10 protein-coding genes and 3 pseudogenes are annotated in these 19524 nt (G+C 68.6%); 7 read left to right on the top strand and 6 right to left on the bottom strand.

Annotation, left to right across the window (positions count from 1 at the left end):
• Nucleotides 1-3: 3 nt before the first annotated feature.
• Entirely contained in the window at nt 4-1557 is a 1554-nt protein-coding gene (locus BJF87_RS07980; RefSeq protein WP_035750762.1) for a DHA2 family efflux MFS transporter permease subunit, read from the bottom strand.
• A gap of 2 nt (nt 1558-1559) precedes the next feature.
• Nucleotides 1560-2225 carry a PadR family transcriptional regulator gene (locus BJF87_RS07975; RefSeq protein WP_006360501.1) on the bottom strand — a complete coding sequence of 222 codons (666 nt, stop codon included), beginning with the start codon at nt 2223-2225 and terminating at the stop codon, nt 1560-1562.
• A 122-nt stretch (nt 2226-2347) separates the two neighbouring features.
• Here BJF87_RS07975 and BJF87_RS07970 point away from each other — a divergent pair, with 122 nt between their 5' ends.
• From BJF87_RS07970 to BJF87_RS07955, 4 genes and pseudogenes are all read left to right on the top strand, one after another.
• On the top strand, nt 2348-3424 hold the full coding sequence (locus BJF87_RS07970; protein ID WP_035750916.1) for a glutathione S-transferase family protein: 1077 nt from the start codon (nt 2348-2350) through the stop codon (nt 3422-3424).
• On the top strand, nt 3421-4146 hold the full coding sequence (locus BJF87_RS07965) for a hypothetical protein (RefSeq protein ID WP_006360499.1): 726 nt from the start codon (nt 3421-3423) through the stop codon (nt 4144-4146). Before BJF87_RS07970 ends, BJF87_RS07965 begins: the two co-directional genes overlap by 4 nt.
• A pseudogene (locus BJF87_RS07960) lies at nt 4143-8101 on the top strand (ABC transporter ATP-binding protein). Before BJF87_RS07965 ends, BJF87_RS07960 begins: the two are co-directional and overlap by 4 nt.
• A 192-nt stretch (nt 8102-8293) precedes the next feature.
• Nucleotides 8294-12050, top strand: a pseudogene (locus tag BJF87_RS07955) (multifunctional oxoglutarate decarboxylase/oxoglutarate dehydrogenase thiamine pyrophosphate-binding subunit/dihydrolipoyllysine-residue succinyltransferase subunit).
• A gap of 69 nt (nt 12051-12119) precedes the next feature.
• Here the strand turns inward: BJF87_RS07955 and BJF87_RS07950 are convergent.
• The gene (locus tag BJF87_RS07950) at nt 12120-13535 is read right to left on the bottom strand and encodes a hypothetical protein (RefSeq protein ID WP_006360496.1); all 1416 of its coding nucleotides are present in this window, start codon (nt 13533-13535) and stop codon (nt 12120-12122) included.
• Nucleotides 13536-13603: 68 nt separating this feature from the next.
• On the bottom strand, nt 13604-14239 hold the full coding sequence (locus BJF87_RS07945; protein WP_035750757.1) for a TetR/AcrR family transcriptional regulator: 636 nt from the start codon (nt 14237-14239) through the stop codon (nt 13604-13606).
• A gap of 75 nt (nt 14240-14314) precedes the next feature.
• Between BJF87_RS07945 and BJF87_RS07940 the strand changes: the two are divergent.
• Nucleotides 14315-15867, top strand: a pseudogene (locus tag BJF87_RS07940) (flavin-containing monooxygenase).
• Between the two features lie 35 nt (nt 15868-15902).
• Nucleotides 15903-16733, top strand: a complete 831-nt coding sequence (locus BJF87_RS07935; RefSeq protein ID WP_006360493.1) for an SDR family oxidoreductase — start codon at nt 15903-15905, stop codon at nt 16731-16733.
• Nucleotides 16734-16736: 3 nt separating this feature from the next.
• Here the strand turns inward: BJF87_RS07935 and BJF87_RS07930 are convergent, their stop codons facing one another.
• Both BJF87_RS07930 and BJF87_RS07925 read right to left on the bottom strand, forming a co-directional pair.
• Nucleotides 16737-17705: a glycine betaine ABC transporter substrate-binding protein gene (locus BJF87_RS07930; RefSeq protein WP_035750915.1), complete on the bottom strand. Its 969-nt coding sequence runs from the start codon at nt 17703-17705 to the stop codon at nt 16737-16739.
• 49 nt (nt 17706-17754) lie between these two features.
• Entirely contained in the window at nt 17755-18375 is a 621-nt protein-coding gene (locus BJF87_RS07925; RefSeq protein ID WP_006360491.1) for a MarC family protein, read from the bottom strand.
• 54 nt (nt 18376-18429) lie between these two features.
• Between BJF87_RS07925 and BJF87_RS07920 the strand changes: the two genes are divergently transcribed.
• A complete protein-coding gene (locus tag BJF87_RS07920; protein ID WP_035750754.1) occupies nt 18430-19518 on the top strand; it encodes a magnesium and cobalt transport protein CorA in 1089 nt (362 codons plus the stop codon).
• Nucleotides 19519-19524 lie beyond the last annotated feature (6 nt).

Here is a 19524-nt window from a genome sequence, read left to right as displayed (position 1 = left end):
CGCTCAGGCCCCGGTCAACGGGGCATTGTGAGTCGCGCTACCCGCCGCGGCATCGGCGGGCCCACCGGGTACGGCCGCGGCCGGCGGCATCTGATGCGCGGGCCGCACGAAGAAGAACGTCGCCACGACGCCGACCAGCAACGCCGCCGCGGGGAGGAACAGCGACTGCCCCATCGCGGAGGCGAAGCCCTCGCGGAGGAACTCCGGAAGCTGGTTCGCGCCACTCGCATCCTGCGCGGCGCCGGCGTCGATCCCGGGCAGCTCGGCGGCGAGGCGCGACTGCAGGAGGGCACCGATCATCGCCGAGCCCAGCACCGAGCCGATCACGCGCAGGGTGTTGTACACACCGGCGCCCGCACCGGCCTGATGCCACGGCAGGTTGCGGGTCGCGGTGGCGGCCAAGGGAGCCCAGATACCGGCCGACGCGACACCCATCAGGCACAGGGGCAGGATGATCATCCAGACCGGGGTGTCCGGTCGCGCGACCACACCCAGCCAGCCGATGGCGATCGCGTTGAGCAGCAGCGCGGTGGAGACGATGGCCCGCGGGTGCACACGGTCGACCACGCGACCGACGATCGGCGCGAGGATGCCCGTCAGGATCGCCATCGGCACCAGCACGACCGCCGACTGGGTCGGGGTCATCCCGCCGACGAGCTGCAGGAAGAAGGTCAGCGGGATCATCATGGCCGACACCGCGAAGCCCATCGAGGAGATGCCCACGGTGGCCAGCGCGAAGTTGCGATCCCGGAACAGCGAGAGCGGGAGCAGCGGCTCGGTCCGGATGCGCGACTGCCACCAGACGAAGACGCCGAGGAAGATGAGCCCGCCGCCGATCAGGGCCCAGACCCAGGCGGCCCAGTCGAAGCTCTCGCCCTCCTGGATGCCGAACACGAGCGCGGACAGGCCGACGGCCGACAAGCCCACGCCGATCCAGTCGAACTGGTGGTCGTTGGTCTCGACCTGCGGGACCAGGACCGCGGCCAGCACGAGTCCCGCGATGCCGACGGGCACGTTGATGAAGAAGATCCATTCCCAGCCGAACGCGTCGGTGAGGACGCCGCCGAGCAGCGGCCCCACGAGGGTCGCGACCCCGGCGACCGTGCCCCAGATACCCATGGCCGCACCGCGCTTCTCCGGCGGGAAGGTACGCGTGATCAGCGACATCGTCTGCGGGGTGATGAGCGCGGCGCCGACGCCCTGCAGGGCGCGAGCGGCGATGAGCTCGCCGATCGAATCCGACAGTCCGCACCACACGCTGGCGATCGTGAAGACGATCAGGCCGATCTGGTACATCGACTTCGGCCCGTACTTGTCGCCGAGGCGCCCGGTGATGAGCAACGGCACCGCATAGGTCAGCAGGTAGGCGCTCGTGACCCACACGACGCCGTTGACGTCGGTGTTCAGGTCGGCCTGGATGCGCGGCTGCGCGACCGCCACGATCGTCATGTCGACGAGGATCATGAAGAAGCCCACGCACAGCGCCATCAGCGCCGCCCAGGGCCTCGTCGTCACCTCGGAGCCGGTGACCCCGGTGTCAGGGGTGGAACGGGTCATCACTACTCGACCTTCTGTGCGAGGTGTTCGGCGTCTGCCGCGGCATTCGGTGCCGTGGCGGGATTCGGCTGGGTCGGAACGAGATACGGCGAATCCGGATCGTCGAGCCAGTCGATGCGGTGAGTGCGGAGCCGGTCGACGAGGTCGTCGAGCCAGGCGATCTGGGCGGTGAGCGTCGCGATCCGGCAACCCCCGTCGAGGAAGAACATCTCCGGTTTCCCGTGGGCCCGGAACTCCGTGACGGCGGCCTCGACGTCGGCGAGGTCGGCCCGCATGGTCGCGACCCGCCGTTCGAGGAGTTCGACGACCCGGTCCCGGGGCAGACCATGCGCCTCCGACAGGGCGAGGTAGAGCTCCGGGTACTCCTCGGGTCTCGTCTCGAGGATGCGTTCGAGGTTCTCGGTCAGAGCCTCCCGACCCGGGCCGGTGATCGCGTACACGGTCCGTTCGGGCCGGTTGCCCTCGCGACGGACCTCGTGGACCTCGATCAATCCGTTCTCCGACAGCCGGTCGACCGCGTGGTACAGGGTGCCGGCGCGGAACTTCGCCAACCGGTCCTCGCGACGCGCGACGGTCGTCTGAACCATCTCGTACGGGTGCATCGGACGCTCGAGGAGAAGGCCGAGCACCAGGATCGCCACCGGTCCGAGCGGTGCGGAACACGCCATGCGCGACCCCCTTGGTCCGGGCGGCCTGCGGGACCGCTGATCGGCGTCGAATATTCCAGTCGGAATATACGCAGGTGTTCGGTTGCTGCCAAGTGTCGCCGGCCATCATTACTGTGGACGGCATGACTCATGCGCCGGAGGAATCCACCCAGAGCGACCCCACCGGGACAACCGATTCCGGGGAGCAGGGCAGCTATGTGATGTCCGGCCAGGAGTTCGTGCGGGACACCAAGTACATCGAGACCCGCATCACCGCCGACGGCCGGGACGGCTACCCCGTCGAGGCCGGGCGCTATCGTCTCGTCGCCGCACGCGCCTGCCCCTGGGCCAACCGGACGCTCATCGTCCGCCGACTCCTCGGGCTCGAGGACGCCATCTCACTCGGACTGTGCGGACCCACCCACGACAAGAACTCGTGGACCTTCGACCTCGACCCCGGGGGCCTCGACCCCGTCCTGCAGATCCCGCGCCTCAAGGACGCCTACGAGAAGCGGATCCCGGGTTACCCCAAGGGGATCACCGTGCCGGCGATCGTCGACGTCCCCACCGGTGAGGTCGTCACCAACGACTTCCCCCAGATGACGATCGACTTCTCGCTGGAATGGACCGCGTTCCACCGCGACGGCGCGCCCGAGCTCTACCCCGAACGCCTGCGCGACGAGATCGACGAGGTCAGCCACGGGATCTACACCGAGGTCAACAACGGCGTCTACCGGTGCGGGTTCGCCGGCAGCCAGGAGGCCTACGAGGCCGCTTACGACCGCCTGTTCACCAAGCTCGACGAGCTGTCCGAGCGGTTGTCGACGCAGCGGTACCTGGTCGGCGACACCATCACCGAGGCCGACGTCCGGCTGTTCACGACCCTCGCCCGCTTCGATCCCGTCTACCACGGCCATTTCAAGTGCAATCGCAGCAAGCTCAGCGAGATGCCGGTGCTGTGGGCCTACGCCCGCGACCTGTTCCAGACCCCCGGCTTCGGCGACACCACCGATTTCACCCAGATCAAGCAGCACTACTACATCGTGCACACCGATGTGAACCCCACGCAGATCGTGCCCAAGGGCCCCGACCTGCGGGGATGGCTGACCCCACACCACCGCGAGGAACTCGGCGGGCGTCCCTTCGGCGACGGCACGCCGCCCGGCCCCCCACGGCCCGACGAGGTCGTCCCCCAGGAGAATTGGGTACCCCAGTCATGACCGACCCCACTCCCAAGCCCGCCGGCAAGGCCGTCGAGGTCACCGGCGGCATCCTCGACCGCGCGCAGCGCCTGCAGGGCCCGGCGGTCAAGAAATACGTCGACTCGCTGCGCCGCAAGTACCCCGACGACTCCCCCGCCCAGATCATCGAGCGCCTCGAGAAGCGCTACCTGAACGCGGTCACCGGTTCAGGTGGAGCGGTCGGCGCGGCAGCCGCCGTGCCCGGGGTCGGGACGATGACGGCCTTCGGCGCGATGACCGGCGACACCGCCTTCTTCCTCGAAGCCTCGGCACTGCTCGCCCTGTCGATCGCCGAGGTCCACGGCATCGGCGTCCACGAGACCGATCGACGCAAGTCGCTCGTCCTGGCGGTCGCGCTCGGCGAGGAAGGTGTGCTCGCCCTCGGCCGGGTCGTCGGTACGCGCGGCGGCCCCCTGCGCCGGCTCGGCGGTGCGGCCCTGCCGTCGGGCGCCATCACCAAACTCAACAAGACCCTGGTCAACAAGCTCGTGCGCAAGTACGCGATCCGGCGCGCGCCGTTGATCTTCGGCAAGCTGATGCCCGCCGGCATCGGAGCGGTCATCGGCGGCGCGGGAAGCCGCGCGCTCGGCCGCAAGGTGGTCAACAACGCGCGGGAGGCATTCGGCCCCGCACCTGCCTTCTGGGTTCTCGACGCCGAGGTGGTGAACGAGACGAGCCCGCTACCGCCCGGCTCCCGGTGATCCCGGAGCCGACCATGCCTCCCGCCACCGGGAGCACCCCAACCACCTCGCCGCCGGGCTGGATCCGGAAGCTGCTCGGCGAGGCGTGGCGTTATCGCCGCATCGTCATCGTGACCCTGACCGTCACGATGATCGCGGTGGCCGTCGACGTCGTGATGCCCCTGCTGGCCAAGGGCGCGATCGACCGGGCCACCGGCGTGATCGACGACGGCCTCGCCTTGTCCACCATCATCACGGGCCTGGTCGTTCTCGCGTTCGTGCGTTACGCCTGCCACTTCGGACGGCGCGTGTTCGCCGGCCGCCTCGCGGTCAACGTGCAGAACAACCTGCGCCGGCGCCTGCTCGACACCCTGCTGCACCTCGACGGCCGCAGCCAGCACCAGATCCGGACGGGACAGATCGTCTCCCGCTCCATCTCCGACATCCAGGTGGTCCAGGGCTTGCTGGCGATGGCACCGCTCTCGTTGGGTGCCGCGTGCAGATGGTCGTCGCGCTCGGAGTCATGGCCTATCTCTCCCCGCTGCTCACCGCCGTCGCACTGGTGATCGCGCCGCTGATCGCCCTGGAGGTCTTCCGTACCCGCCGAAAGCTCTTCGCGGCGACGTGGTCCGCGCAGCAGTCCGCGGCCGATGTGGCCCAGCACGTGGAGGAGACCGTCACCGGCGTCCGCGTCGTCAAGGGCTTCGGCCAGGAGGACCGCGCCGTCGACGGACTGGTGACGCGCTGCCGCACCTTGTTCGCCCGGCGCCTGCGCGCGGCCCGGATCAACGCCCGTTTCGCCCCCACCCTGAGCGCCATCCCCCAACTCGGCATGGTCGGCGTGATCGTCGTCGGCGGCTACCTGACGATGACGGACGCGATCACCGCCGGCACGTTCCTCGCGTTCACCACCTACGTCACCGCGATGACCGGCATTGCCCGTCTGCTCACCAATCTCATCGTCAACGCCCAGCTCGCCCGCGCGGCGGTGGAACGCGTCTACGACGTCATCGATCACCCGCGCGATCCCGGTGAGACCGCGACCGGCACGCTGCCCGACGGCCCGCTCGGCGTCGAACTGGAGAACGTCTCCTTCGCCCATCACACCCACGAGGCCGACGATCCGCCCGCCGTGCTGAGCGGGATCGACCTGCGTATCGAACCCGGCGAATGCGTGGCGATCGTCGGGCCACCCGGCTCCGGGAAGTCGACCATCGCCGACCTGGTCAGCCGCTACGAGAGACCCGACGCCGGCACGATCTCCCTTGTCGGCGCCGACGGCCCGCACCTGGTGGACTCGCTGTCGCCGACTGCGCTGCACGAAGCCGTCGCCGCCGTCTTCGACGAACCGTTCCTCTTCTCCGACACCATCACCGCGAACATCGCCATGGGACCGGGCGCCACCGCCGACCCCGATTCGCTCGCCGACCGGGTGCGAGCCGCGGCGGCCGCGGCCGAGGCCACCGAGTTCATCGAGGCACTCCCGGACGGCTACGACACCGTCGTCGGCGAACGCGGCCTGACCCTCTCCGGCGGACAGCGCCAGCGGATCGCCCTCGCGCGTGCCCTCTTCGCCGACCCGCGCGTCCTGGTGCTCGACGACGCGACATCGGCGGTCGACGCCACCACCGAGGCCCGGATCCTCGGCCGCCTACGTGATCAGAGACGCACCATGCTGGTCCTCGCCCACCGGCGGTCGACACTCGTCCTCGCCGACCGGGTCGCCGTGCTGGACGAGGGCCGGATCACCGCGATCGGGACGCCGGCCGAGCTCGAGGCCTCCTCGGCGCGGTTCCGCGAGCTGATGACGAACGCCGTCGGTGACCCGGACGTCGTCTCGCCGCCCAGCCGGCCGAGCATCTCCGACCACACCGTCGAGAGCTTCTGGCCGACAACGCAATTCCTCGACGAGCAGACGTATACGCGGACCGGCCCGGCGGTGGGCGCGGGCACGCGGACCGGGCAGCGGGGCGGCGGTGTCGCCAGCGCACTGGGGTCGATGCCGGCGACGCCCGAACTCCAGGCGAGGGTCGACGCGCTGCCGCCGGCCGTCGAGGACCCAGCGGTGGACGTCGCCGACGCCCGGCGCGAGAACCCGGACTTCACCCTCCGCGGCCTCCTACGACCGGTCCGCTGGCTGCTCGCCTTCGCGTTGGTCGCCATCGCCGTCGACACCCTCGTCGGCCTGGCCTTCCCCAGCATCGCCCGCGCCGTCATCGACGCGGCCGGCGACCACGACCAGCGCACCCTGTGGTGGGCGGCGGTCGGCGGTGTGGCACTCGTCGGCGTCGGGTGGGTCGCCGCGTCCGTGTTGACGATGACCTCCACCCGAGCGGGTGAGCGCGTGCTGTTCGGACTGCGCATCCGCAGTTACGCCCACATCCAGCGCCTCGGCCTGGACTACTACGAGCGCGAGCTGTCGGGTCGGATCATGACGCGGATGACGACCGACATCGACGCGTTGTCGACCTTCCTGCAGACCGGTCTGACGTCGGCGATCGTCGCACTCCTCACCCTGGTCGGCGTCACGGTCGCGTTGCTGGTCACCGGGCCGTCGCTCGCACTGCTGGTGTTACCCGTCTTCCCGCTGCTGGTCGTGGCGACCGTCGTCTTCCGGCGTGTCGCGAGCGCCGCCTACACGCGGTCCCGCGAACTGATCAGCACGGTGAACGCCGACTTCCAGGAGAACATCGCCGGGATCAAGACCACCCAGACCTACCTCCGCACCGACGACGCACAGAAGCGTTTCGGGCAGCGTTCGGCGGCGTGGGTCGCGGCACGGATGGTCTCGCAGCGGGCGATCGCCTCGTACTTCCCGCTGATCATGCTGATGTCGGACATCGCCACCGCGATCGCACTCGGCGTCGGCGCCGGCCAGGTGGCCGACGGCTCACTCACCGCGGGCACTCTGGTCGCCTTCGTCCTCTATCTCACGATGCTGTTCGGTCCCGTCCAGCAGCTCTCGCAGGTCTTCGACGGTTACCAGCAGGCGGCGGTCGGCCTACGGCGCATCGGCGACCTGCTGCGGACCCCGAGTTCGCTGCGGGTCAACCCGGACGCCACGACACCGCCGGCCACCGGCTTCGACGGCGAGGTCGATTTCGACGGGGTCGGCTTCCGCTATCAGGGCGCGGAATCCGACGCCCTGCTCGACGTCGACCTGCACATCCCCGCCGGGTCCTCGCTCGCCCTCGTCGGTCGAACCGGCGCGGGCAAGTCGACGATCGTGAAACTGCTGGCCCGGTTCTACGACCCGACCACCGGACGCGTCCTCGTGGACGGCACCGACATCGGCGACCTCGTCCTCTCCGGGTACCGCAGCCGACTCGGCCTGGTCCCGCAGGAGCCGCATCTGTTCACCGGGACCGTGGCGGACAACATCGCCTACGGCCGGCCGGATGCCGATCGCGCCGCGATCGTCGAGGCCGCGGCCGCGGTGGGCGCCCTACCGATGATCGCGGCCCTGCCGGGACGCATGAACCATCCCATCGGCGAACGCGGCCAGGGCCTCAGCTCCGGTCAGCGCCAGCTGATCGCACTGGCCCGAGCCGAACTCGTCGACCCCGACCTCCTGCTGCTCGACGAGGCGACCGCCACGCTCGACCAGGCCACCGAGGCGCAGGTCCTGGCCGCCGGGCGGGCGATGACTCGGCGCCGGACCTCCGTCATCGTCGCGCACCGGCTGGCCACCGCGGCTCGCGCCGATACCATCGCGGTGGTCGACGGCGGCCGAATCGTCGAACTCGGAACACACGACCAACTCCTGGCGTTGGACAGTCTGTATCGCGGCTTCTGGGAGGCCGGTGTCGATCCCGACGAGGCCGCGGTGACGGAGCCCGGTGTGACGGTGACCGCCGCGCGTACAGACGCGGTGGACGCCGACTCACATGCGGGCTCGCGACAGGACGCTCGACGTGGCGCGTCCGCAACCGACAACCAGACCATCCGCGCCGGATCACCCGAGATGACGATCTGACTCTGTAGTAGCAGGTCGGTGGGTGTGACGCAGCAGATGACGCGTAGCATCGGCAGTTGGTTCACCGATAGTCTCCACAAGGGACGTCAGTGTGGCAGAGAACCCGGCACCTTCAGGGAATTGAGGCGAGATACCGCTGTGAGCAGCAGTTCGATTTCTGACTTCGGACAGAACACCTGGCTGGTCGAGGAAATGTACCAGCAATTCAAAGAGGACCCGAGCTCGGTGGACCCGAGCTGGCATGAGCTCTTGAAGAGTTACAAGCCCGGAGACAACGGTGGTGCCGCGTCCGCCGCATCGACGTCCACCACTCCCTCCTCCAACGGCAGCGCACCGGCGAAGCCCGCGGCCGAGTCGGCACCGCGCAAGCAGGTCACGCTCGATCAGGAACCGACGCGGACCGCCTCTGCCCGCAAACCCTCCCCTGCCAAGGAGTCGACCGCGACCAAGGCCGCATCCGGCCACAGCGTCGCGAGCCGTGACGGTTCCGCCCGTTCCCAGCCGAAGCCCGCCGCAGTTGAAAAGCCTGCTGCCGCCAAGCCCGCAGCCGCCGAGTCCAAGAAGGAATCCGCGGACGGCAACAAGGTGCTCCGCGGTCCCGCCGCCGCCATCGCGAAGAACATGGCGCTGTCGTTGCAGATCCCGACGGCCACCAGTGTTCGCGCGGTTCCCGCGAAGGCGATGATCGACAACCGCATCGTCGTCAACAACCACCTCGCCCGCACCCGCGGCGGCAAGATCAGCTTCACCCACATCCTGGGTTACGCGATCGTCCAGGCCATCAAGGCCTTCCCGAACATGAATCGGCACTACGCCGAGATCGACGGCAAGCCCAACGTCGTCACCCCCGCGCACACCAACCTCGGTCTGGCCATCGATCTGGTCGGCAAGGACGGCAACCGCACGCTCGTCGTCGCCGCCATCAAAGAGTGCGAGAGGATGGGCTTCGCCGAGTTCTACAACGCGTACCAGGACATCGTCCGGCGCGCGCGTGACGGCAAGCTCGGCGCCGACGACTTCTCCGGCGTGACCATCTCGCTGACCAACCCCGGCACCATCGGCACCGTGCACTCCGTGCCCCGCCTGATGAAGGGCCAGGGCGCCATCATCGGCGCCGGTGCGATGGAGTACCCGGCCGAGTTCCAGGGCGCCAGCGACGAGCAGATCGCCGAGCTCGGCGTCGGCAAGCTGATGACGCTGACCTCGACCTACGATCACCGCATCATCCAGGGAGCGGAATCGGGCGACTTCCTGCGCACCGTCCACCAGCTGCTGATCGACGACGCGTTCTACGACGAGATCTTCACCGCGTTCCACGTGCCGTACGAGCCGGTTCGCTGGCGTCGTGACATCCCGGCCGGCCTCGTCGACAAGAGCACCCGCGTCCTCGAGCTGATCGCCGCCTACCGCAGCCGCGGCCACCTGATGGCCGACATCGATCCGCTGATGATGAACAGCGATGCGCGCAGCAGCCATCCTGATCTGGACATCGCGACCTACGGCCTGACCCTCTGGGATCTCGACCGCACCTTCAAGGTCGGCGGTTTCCACGGCCAGGAGAAGATGAAGCTGCGCGACGTGCTGGCGATCCTGCGCGACGCCTACTGCCGCCACGTCGGTGTGGAGTACACCCACATCCTCGAACCGGACCAGCAGAAGTGGCTGCAGGAACGTGTCGAGGTCAAGCACGTGAAGCCGCCGGTCGGCGAGCAGAAGTACATCCTGAGCAAGCTGAACGCGGCGGAGGCCTTCGAAACCTTCCTGCAGACCAAGTACGTCGGTCAGAAGCGCTTCTCGCTCGAGGGTGCCGAGTCGGTCATCCCGATGATGGACGCGGTCATCGACCAGAGCGCCGAGCACAACCTCACCGAGGTCGTCATCGGTATGCCGCACCGCGGCCGTCTCAACGTGCTCGCCAACATCGTCGGCAAGCCGTACTCGAAGATCTTCTCCGAGTTCGAGGGCAACCTGAACCCGTCGCAGGCGCACGGTTCGGGTGACGTGAAGTATCACCTCGCGCCGAGGGCAAGTACTACCAGATGTTCGGCGACAACGAGATCAACGTCTCGCTGACGGCCAACCCGAGCCACCTCGAGGCGGTCGACCCGGTCCTCGAGGGCCTGGTCCGCGCCAAGCAGGACCTCATCGCCGACGCCGACGACGAGAGCTTCCCGATCCTGCCGCTCATGCTGCACGGCGACGCCGCGTTCGCCGGTCAGGGCGTGGTCGCCGAGACGCTCAACATGGCGATGCTGCCCGGTTACCGCACCGGCGGCACCGTGCACATCGTCGTGAACAACCAGGTCGGTTTCACCACCGCCCCGGAGCACTCGCGTTCCACCGAGTACTGCACCGACGTCGCGAAGATGATCGGCGCGCCGATCTTCCACGTGAACAGCGACGATCCCGAGGCGTGCGTCTGGGTCGCGAAGCTCGCCGTCGACTACCGCCAGGCGTACAACAAGGACGTCGTCATCGACCTCGTCTGTTTCCGCCGCCGCGGCCACAACGAGGGCGACGACCCCTCGATGACGCAGCCGGCGATGTACGAGGTCATCGACACCAAGCGCGGCGTCCGCAAGAGCTACACCGAAGCCTGATCGGTCGTGGTGACATCTCGACCAAGGAGGCCGAGGACGCTCTGCGTGATTACCAGGGACAGCTCGAACGGGTCTTCAACGAGGTCAAAGAACTCGAGAAGTACCACGCCGAGCCGTCGCCGTCCATCCAGGCCGACCAGACCCTGCCGACCAAGCTGGTGACCGCGGTCGACAAGGAAGTCCTGCAGACCATCGGCGACGCCTTCGTCAACGTCCCGGAGGGCTTCACCCCGCATGCGCGCGTGAAGCCGGTTCTGGAGCGTCGTGCCGAGGCCGCCCGCAACGGCAACATCGACTGGGCCTTCGCCGAACTCCTCGCGTTCGGTTCGCTGGTGATGGAGGGACGCACCGTCCGCCTGTCCGGTCAGGACTCGCGCCGCGGTACGTTCACGCAGCGCCACTCGGTGCTCATCGACCGTCAGAACGGTTCGGAGTACACCCCGCTGAACCACCTGCAGCCCGCCGGCGAGGAGAGCAACGGCGGCCGGTTCATGGTGTACGACTCGCCGCTGTCAGAGTTCGGTGTCGTCGGCTTCGAGTACGGCTACTCCGTGGGCAACCCGGACGCACTCGTGCTGTGGGAGGCGCAGTTCGGCGACTTCGTCAACGGCGCACAGTCGATCATCGACGAATTCATCTCGTCCGGTGAGGCCAAGTGGGGTCAGCTCTCCGACGTGGTGCTGCTGCTGCCGCACGGCCACGAGGGCCAGGGTCCCGACCACACCTCCGGCCGCATCGAGCGCTTCCTGCAGCTGTGTGCCGAGGGCTCGATGACCGTCGCACTGCCGTCGACCCCGGCGAGCTACTTCCATCTGCTGCGTCGTCACGTCCTCGACGGCATCAGCCGACCGCTCATCGTCTTCACCCCGAAGTCGATGCTGCGCAACAAGGCCGCCGTCAGCCCGGTGTCTGATTTCACCGACGACAAGTTCCGTTCGGTCATCGACGACCCGAAGTTCGCCAAGGGCGACGCCGACCGCAGCAAGGTCAAGCGCGTCCTGCTGGTGAGCGGCAAGCTCTACTACGAGCTCGCGGCCCGTCGTGACAAGGAGGATCGCGAGGACATCGCGATCGTCCGCATCGAGCAGCTCTACCCGGTGCCGCACCGCCGCCTGCGCAACACGCTGGAGCAGTACGGCAACGCCAGCGAGTTCCGCTGGGTCCAGGAGGAGCCGGCCAACCAGGGCCCGTGGCCGTTCCTCGGCCTGTGGCTGCCCGAGGTGCTGCCGGATGTCCTCGGTGGCCTGCGCCGCGTCTCGCGTCGCCCGATGTCGGCCCCGTCCTCGGGTTCGAGCAAGGTGCACGCGGTCGAGCAGCAGGAGATCCTCGACGAGGCGTTCGGCGAGTAGCGAACCCTCACAGACAAAGGCGGCCCCCGCCGGACTCGGTCCGGCGGGGGCCGCCTTGCTGTGTCGAACTCACCAGATCTCGTGCGGGAGCCCCCAGGCCGCGAGTTCGGAGGTGAGGAGGTCCCGGAGTACGGCGTCGGAGCCGAAGGCCTCGTCGTCGAGTCCGAGGACGGTGAACGACACCTGCTCCGGGGTCCGGATCAGCCACGACTGCACGCCGTCGCCGAAGCGATGCCCGGACGCGGGGTCGACGCCCTGGGTCATGCCGCGCAGCGCCATGCGGCGCGCGGTCCGGCCGCCGACCACGGTGGCCTCCGGCGTCACCTCACCGATGTTGGAGATCACCGCGTCGGGCATGCCCTTGCCGGCACCGCCGCCGACGAGCTTGATCAGCACCGAGACCGGCAGGAACCAGGCGAGCGGACGAAGGTAGATGTGGGGCGCGCGGCGGCCTTCGGACAGCCGCACGAACGCGGCCTTGCATGCAGCCCGAATCCCGGCGAGGTCACCTCCCGGCACCGGCTCGTCGGTCAGGAACACCGACACCCCTGCGATCGCGTTGGTCCGGGTGTCCTCTTCGCCCTCACGACGATCCACCGGTACCCCGACCTTGATCGGGGTCCCCAGCGGGGACCGTCCCCCGGATCGGAGGAGGCCGCTCACGACCGCGATGAACAGGGTGTTGGAGGTGCCGCCGTGATCGGCCGCGACGCGGTCCCAGTCGCCGGCGGGGATCGACGCGGTCGCCCAGGTGAACTTCGCTGCCGGGGACCGCTCCGCGAGCGGGGGACGTTCCGGCCGCGGATCCGGTTCGAGCCCCGAGGCCTTGCGGCTCTCGGCGGCCGCCCGGGCGATGCCGACGACGACTGCACCAGCCTGCGCCACGGCGTCGGCGACATCGTCGAGGCGTCCGCGGCGCCAGGAACCCCGGGACTCCGAACCTGCCGACAGAGAACCTCCCGCTGCCGAGGTCCGCTCGTCCGCGACGGCGACGGGTACGCCCGATTCGCGTGCCGCCGCGGCGGCTGCGGCGACCATGCCCCGTCCGTCGGTGACCACGTGCAGGGCACACAGTGACAGCGCGGTGCCGCCGGATTGGGTGGGCGCGCTCCGCAGGCGCCAACAGCGACCGCCCTCGGCGTCGAGCGGGACCGTCGACATCTCGGCGGTCGCCCATGCGTCGACGCCGGCATCGGGAATCGGGAGGGGATCCACGGCCAGCCCCGGGGCGTCGGGCGCCGGGACCCAGCGGGGACGCGAGCCGTACACGGTGGACGACACCAGCATCCGGTGCATGCGTCCGCGGGCCAGCGCGGCGTTCATCGCGGTCAGTGCCTCGAGGGAGACCTCGTCCTCGAAGACCCACACCATCTGCAGCACCACCGACCAGCCGAGTGCCGGGGTCGCGAACCAGAACGGTGCGTCGTCTGTGGCGAGTCGCCCACTCCGTTCGTCAACCGGATCCGTGCGTGACAAGGGCGCCATAGGTCCACCTCACTGAAGATCGACCCCGCGGTCGATGCCGACTCCCCCGTCGTCCTCCCCGTGGGAGTCTAGGACGCGGCGCCGGCGAGTGTCGGAAGGGCGGCGGTGATCAGGCCGAGCAGGTCCTCGCGGGTGACCGTCGGCGAGGTCAGCCAGCGGATCGTCGTCTCCTCGACGAAGGCGACCCAGCCGTGGACGCTCAGCACGACCGTCGGGGTGACCTCGACGCCGAATGCCGGTGCGTGATCGAGAACCCGGCCCACCATGACCTCACGGGTTCGGTCGAAGACGTCGCGCATCGCGGGATCCGAGCTCGACGCCCCGCGGATGAGAGCGGTGTAGGCGGAGCGGTTCTCGCTGACGAAGTCGACGAACGCCGCCATCGAGGCGGTCAGGATGGCGATCGGGTCCCCGAGGGACGCGTCCGGTTCGGTACACGCCAGCATCCGGTCGGCCTGGGCCTGCGCGATCGCGACGTGATAGTCCTGCTTGGAGGCGAAATAGTGGAACAGCAGCGCCCGCGACACCCCGGCCGCATCGGCGATGGCGTCAATGGTGATCTCCTCGAGCGGACGGTCCCGCACCATCTCCAGACCGAACTCGAGGAGCTGGTCGCGACGCGCCTCCGGACTCATCCGGGTGCGCTTGGATGCGGTTTGCTTGTCCCCGATCACCGGCGCGGCAGCCGTTCCTCTACCGGTCACCCGGCCAGACTACTCCTATTGAGTCTTGTTCAATAACTATTGACACGTGTTCAGTATCACCCCTATGGTGACACCATGACAACGAACGATGTAGAGATCGCCATCATCGGGGCCGGCTTCTCGGGGCTGGGTGCCGCCATCCGGATGAGGCAACACGGATTCGACGACTTCGTCCTCCTCGATCGCGGCCGCGACTTCGGGGGCACCTGGCGCGACAACACCTACCCCGGCGCCGCCTGCGACGTGCCCTCGCAGCTGTACTCCTACTCGTTCGCGAAGAACCCCACCTGGTCGCGGTCGTACTCGCACCAGCCGGAGATCCACGATTACATCAACGATGTCGCGGCCCGCCACGACATCGCCGCCCGGTCGCGCTTCGGCACCGAGGTCACCAACGCCGCATGGAACGAGGACGAGGGTCGCTGGATCATCGACACCGAACGCGACGGCAAGCCCGAACAGGTCCGCGCCCGCGTGATGATCGGCGGCGTCGGCCCGCTCTGCGAGCCGAACCTCCCGGACATCGACGGCATCGAGTCCTTCCAGGGCAAGATCGTCCACTCCGCCCGCTGGGACAACGACCACGACTTCACCGGACAGCGCGTCGCCGTCATCGGCACCGGCGCGTCGGCCATCCAGCTGGTCCCGGAGCTCGCCAAGGTGACCTCGCGCCTCGACGTCTACCAGCGCACCGCACCGTGGATCGTCCCCCGCACCGAGCGCGCGTACACCAAGCTCGAGCACTGGGCCTACAAGAACGTCCCCGGTTACCAGTCGGCCGTCCGCGGCGGGATCTACGCCGCCAACGAGGTCGTCGCCTTCGGCCTGACCTACTCGCCCACCGCCCTCAAGCCCGTCGAACTGCTCTGCCGGGCGAACATCCTGCGCGGCGTCGGCCGTGACGCCGAGCTCCGCCGCAAGGCACCCCCACCTTCCAGGTCGGCTGCAAGCGCATCCTGCGGTCCAACGACTGGTACCCCGCCCTCGCCCGGCCCAACGTCGACCTCGTCACCGACGGGATCGACCGCATCACCGCGAACGGCGTCGTCGCCAAGGACGGCACGACCCGTGAGGTCGACGTCATCGTCGTCGCCACCGGCTTCCACGTCACCGACTCCCCCGTCTTCGACAAGATCGTCGGCAAGGATCAGCGGAGCCTCGCAGACGTCTGGGCCGAGATCGGCATGCAGGGCTACAAGGGTTCGTTCGTCCACGGCTTCCCGAACATGATGCTGATGGTCGGACCGTCGACCGGCCTCGGCCACACCTCGATGGTGTACATGATCGAGTCGCAGCTCAATTACCTCGTGGACTACCTGAAAACCGTTCGAGCCCAGGGAATCACCCGGACCGAGGTCCGGATGTCGGCCCAGCAGGAGTACAACGCGGGCATCCAGCACAAGCTGCGCAACAGCGTGTGGGTCAACGGCGGCTGCGCGTCCTGGTACAAGGACGCCAACGGCAACATCACCACGCTGTGGCCGGGATTCACCTTCGCGTTCCGCAACATCACCCGCCGCTTCGACATCGCCGCATACGATGTCACCCGCGGTGCACGACGCCCGGCGGTCGCAGCGCCCGGACAGGGCGAGTCGACGACCGATCAGCCCGCTGCCGTGAACGCCTGAGACCCGGCGCACCGAAGAGATTCGAGGACAAACTCATGAAGGACTTTCGCGACAAGGTCGTGGTGATCACCGGTGCCGGTTCGGGCATGGGCCGTGACATCGCCGTCAAACTCGCCGGACAGGGTGCCCGCCTGGCCATCTCCGACGTCACGCCCGACGGACTGGCGGAGACCGAGCGCCTCGTGAAAGCGGCCGGCGCACAGGTGCATTCGCAACTTCTCAATGTCGCCGAGCGGGAGGCCGTGCTGACCTACGCCGACACCGTCAAGAACCATTTCGGCGTGGTCAACGTGGTGTTCAACAACGCGGGCATCGCGCATCACGGTGAGGTCGAACGCACCGAGTTCAAGGACATCGAGCGCGTCATGGACGTCGACTACTGGGGAGTCGTCAACGGCACCAAGGCGTTCCTGCCTCATCTGATCGCCTCGGGTGACGGCCACATCGTCAACACGTCGTCGCTGTTCGGTCTTCTCGCCGAACCCGGTCAGGCCGCGTACAACTCGGCCAAGTTCGCCGTCCGCGGCTTCACCGAGGCCCTGCGCCAGGAGATGATCATCGCCAAGCACCCGGTGAAGGTGACCTGCGTGCACCCCGGCGGCATCAAGACCGCGATCGCCCGCAACGCCACCGTGTCCGGCGACCACGACCAGAAGGCCACCGCCGCCTTCTTCGACCGTTACCTCGCGCGGATGTCGAGTGAGGACGCCGCCGACGTCATCATCGCGGGCGTGCGGAAGGACAAGGCGCGCGTCCTGGTCGGCGCCGACGCCAAGGTCCTCGACATTGCGGTGCGCATCGTCGCGTCGAAGTACCAGTGGGTCTCGGCGAAGGCGACCGCCTGGGCGTTGTCGAAGGCGCAGTAGCGGCTACAGGCCGTGCTCGGCCAGCCACTCGAGCGCGACCTCGCGCGGATCACCACCCGTCTCGACCTCGCCCGCCATCGTGGCGAGGTCGGCGGTGGTGATCTCGCCGGCGACCTTGTTCATGGTCTTGACCTGATCGCGGTTGAGCGCGGCCGACCGGAACACCGGGACGAGCACCTCGGCGCGCGGTCCGGACTGTTCCTCGGGCGTGCGTTCGGTACGCGGTTCGTCGGCGGGCGGATTGTCGGCGGTGTCGCCGCCACCGGCCGACGTGCGTAGCGCCTGAACGTCGGACGACGCGCCCTCGGCGTCCTCTCCCGCGATGTCGAGCGGGGTGAGCAGGCCGACCGCGTTGCCCTCGGATGCGCGCTGCAGCACTTCGTCGGTGGTGCCGGACGTTTCCACCGGTCCCAGACGGCATCCCGCCGAGGCAAAGGCGTCGAGCGTCGCCGGATCGGGGTCGGAGGTGGCGACCACCGGCAGGCCCGGTGGGAGGAGTGCGCAGTCGTCGAGGCCGCTCGCGCCGACGCTGCCGGCGAGGGTCGTCGACACGAAGATCTGCGGCGCACCGGAGACCGGTGTCTCGTCGCCGACCGAGACGCCCTGCGGCAGCGAGCGGTTCAGCTCGACGTAGACGTCCTCGGCGCCGACCGCGGTCGACGACGGGGCGAGCAACGTCAGGAGGTCCCCGGTGAAGGCCGGGAAGAGGTCGACGTCGGCGCGGTCCATCTCGTCGAGCAGCGCCGCGTCGTCTCCGCGCAGCTGATCGGCGGACACGACCGAACCCGCGTTCCGCAGGGCGCCCGCGTACACCTCGGCCATCACCCGCATGGCCGCGTCCTCGGACGAGCCGATCACGATCCCCGGCGGCGGCGAACCGGCTTCGTCCCCGCACCCGACGAGAACAACGGCCAGGGCCGCGATCAGTCCGGTGACCACCACGAGACGCTTGCGGACGATGCGTTTTTCCACGTAGCCACCGTATCTGTTGGGCGCCGTCATCTGTTCTGGCCCACTGGCTTCAGACACCCTCGGCGATGAAGCCCATGATCGAGCTCGCGATGAGCTGGACGGCGATCGCGGCGAGCAGCAGACCGGCGATCTTGGCCAGCAGGGTGATACCGCCGACGCCGAGTACGCGGATCAGAACCGTCGAGTACCGGAGCACCAGCATCACCACGATGTGCACGCTGATGATCGCGGCCGCGATGGCCAGGTAGCCGGCGGCCTCCCCGTCGACGCTGCTGACCTGCACGATGACCGCGGCGATGGCGCCCGGTCCGGCGAGCAGCGGGGTGCCCAGCGGCACGAGCGCCACGTTGACGTCGTCGGACGCCTTCGGGTTGCCGGCGTTGCCCAATCCGGTGAGGAGTTGCAGCGCGACCAGCAGCAGGAGCAGTCCGCCCGCGCCCTGGAGCGCCGGGATGCCGATGTGCAGATAGTTCAGGATCGCCTTGCCGCCGATCGCGAAGACGCTGATCACCAGGAGGCTCACGAGGGGTGCCTGCCAGGCCGCGCGCCGCCGGTACTCGGGCGACCGCTGGCCGACCAGGCTGAGGAACAACGGGATCTGTCCCGGCGGGTCCATGATGACGATCAGCGTGATCAACGTGGTCGTGTACACGGTGACGTCGAAAGGCACGGCCGAATCCTACTGGGGAGGCACGCCCGGGCCCCGCGGGTACCATCGGCAGGCGTGGCGACGATCCCTCGGTCCGGTCCGCGCGGTCTCCCTCCGCGCGGTGACACCGCGGCGCCCGCGGGAAAGAACCGGGCCCCGGTGTCGCGCGCCGTCGTCGACTGCGCGGTCTATCTCAACGGCCACCGCCAGCCGGGCGACATCTCCTACCGCGACGCGCTGGCGCAGGTCCGCGAATCCGGTGAGGGTTTCGTCTGGGTCGGCCTGCACTCCCCCGATGACTCCCAGATGACCGACGTCGGCACGACCTTCGGCCTGCACGAGCTCGTCGTCGAGGATGCCGTGCACGCGCATCAGCGGCCGAAACTCGAGGTGTACGACGACACGCAGTTCTTGGTGCTGAGGACGGTGCAGTACGTCGAACACGAGTCGATGGCGATGGCCAGCGAGGTCGTGGAGACCGGCGAGATCATGGTCTTCGCCGGGCCCGATTTCGTGATCACGGTGCGCCACGGTGAGCACACCGAGTTGTCGGGGATGCGACGGAATCTCGAGAGCCGGCCCGAACGACTCGCCCTCGGCCCGACCGCGGTCCTGCACGCCGTGGCCGACAAGGTCGTCGACAGCTACCTTGCGGTCACCGACCGCATGGACGTCGACGTCGCCGCCATCGAGGAATCGGTGTTCAGCCGACAGAATCGCTGGCTCGACATCGACCCGGTCTATCTTCTGCGACGCGAGGTGCTCGAACTCCGGCGCGCGGTCACCCCGCTCTCGACGCCGCTCCAGACCCTCACCGCGAGCGGTAACCCGTTGGTGCCCAAGGAGGTTCGACGACACCTGCGCGACGTCGCCGATCACCTCACGACCGTCATCGAACGGGTCCTGGAGTACGACGAGCTGCTGAACTCCATGCTGCAGGCCGGGGCCGCGAAGGTGGGCATCCAGCAGACCACCGACATGCGCAAGATCTCGGCGTGGGTCGCGATCGCCGCGGTGCCGACGATGGTCGCCGGGATCTACGGCATGAACTTCGACCACATGCCCGAACTGCATCAGCCGTGGGGTTATCCACTCGTCCTCGGCCTTCTGGTCGCGACGTGCGTCGCCCTGTTCGTGGTCTTCCGTCGCAGTCACTGGCTCTGAAAGTGC

Origin of the sequence: Gordonia sp. CNJ-863 (genome assembly GCF_001942325.1) — a bacterium.
Taxonomy (GTDB): domain Bacteria; phylum Actinomycetota; class Actinomycetes; order Mycobacteriales; family Mycobacteriaceae; genus Gordonia; species Gordonia alkanivorans.
This window is presented reverse-complemented; position numbering and strand designations above follow the sequence as displayed.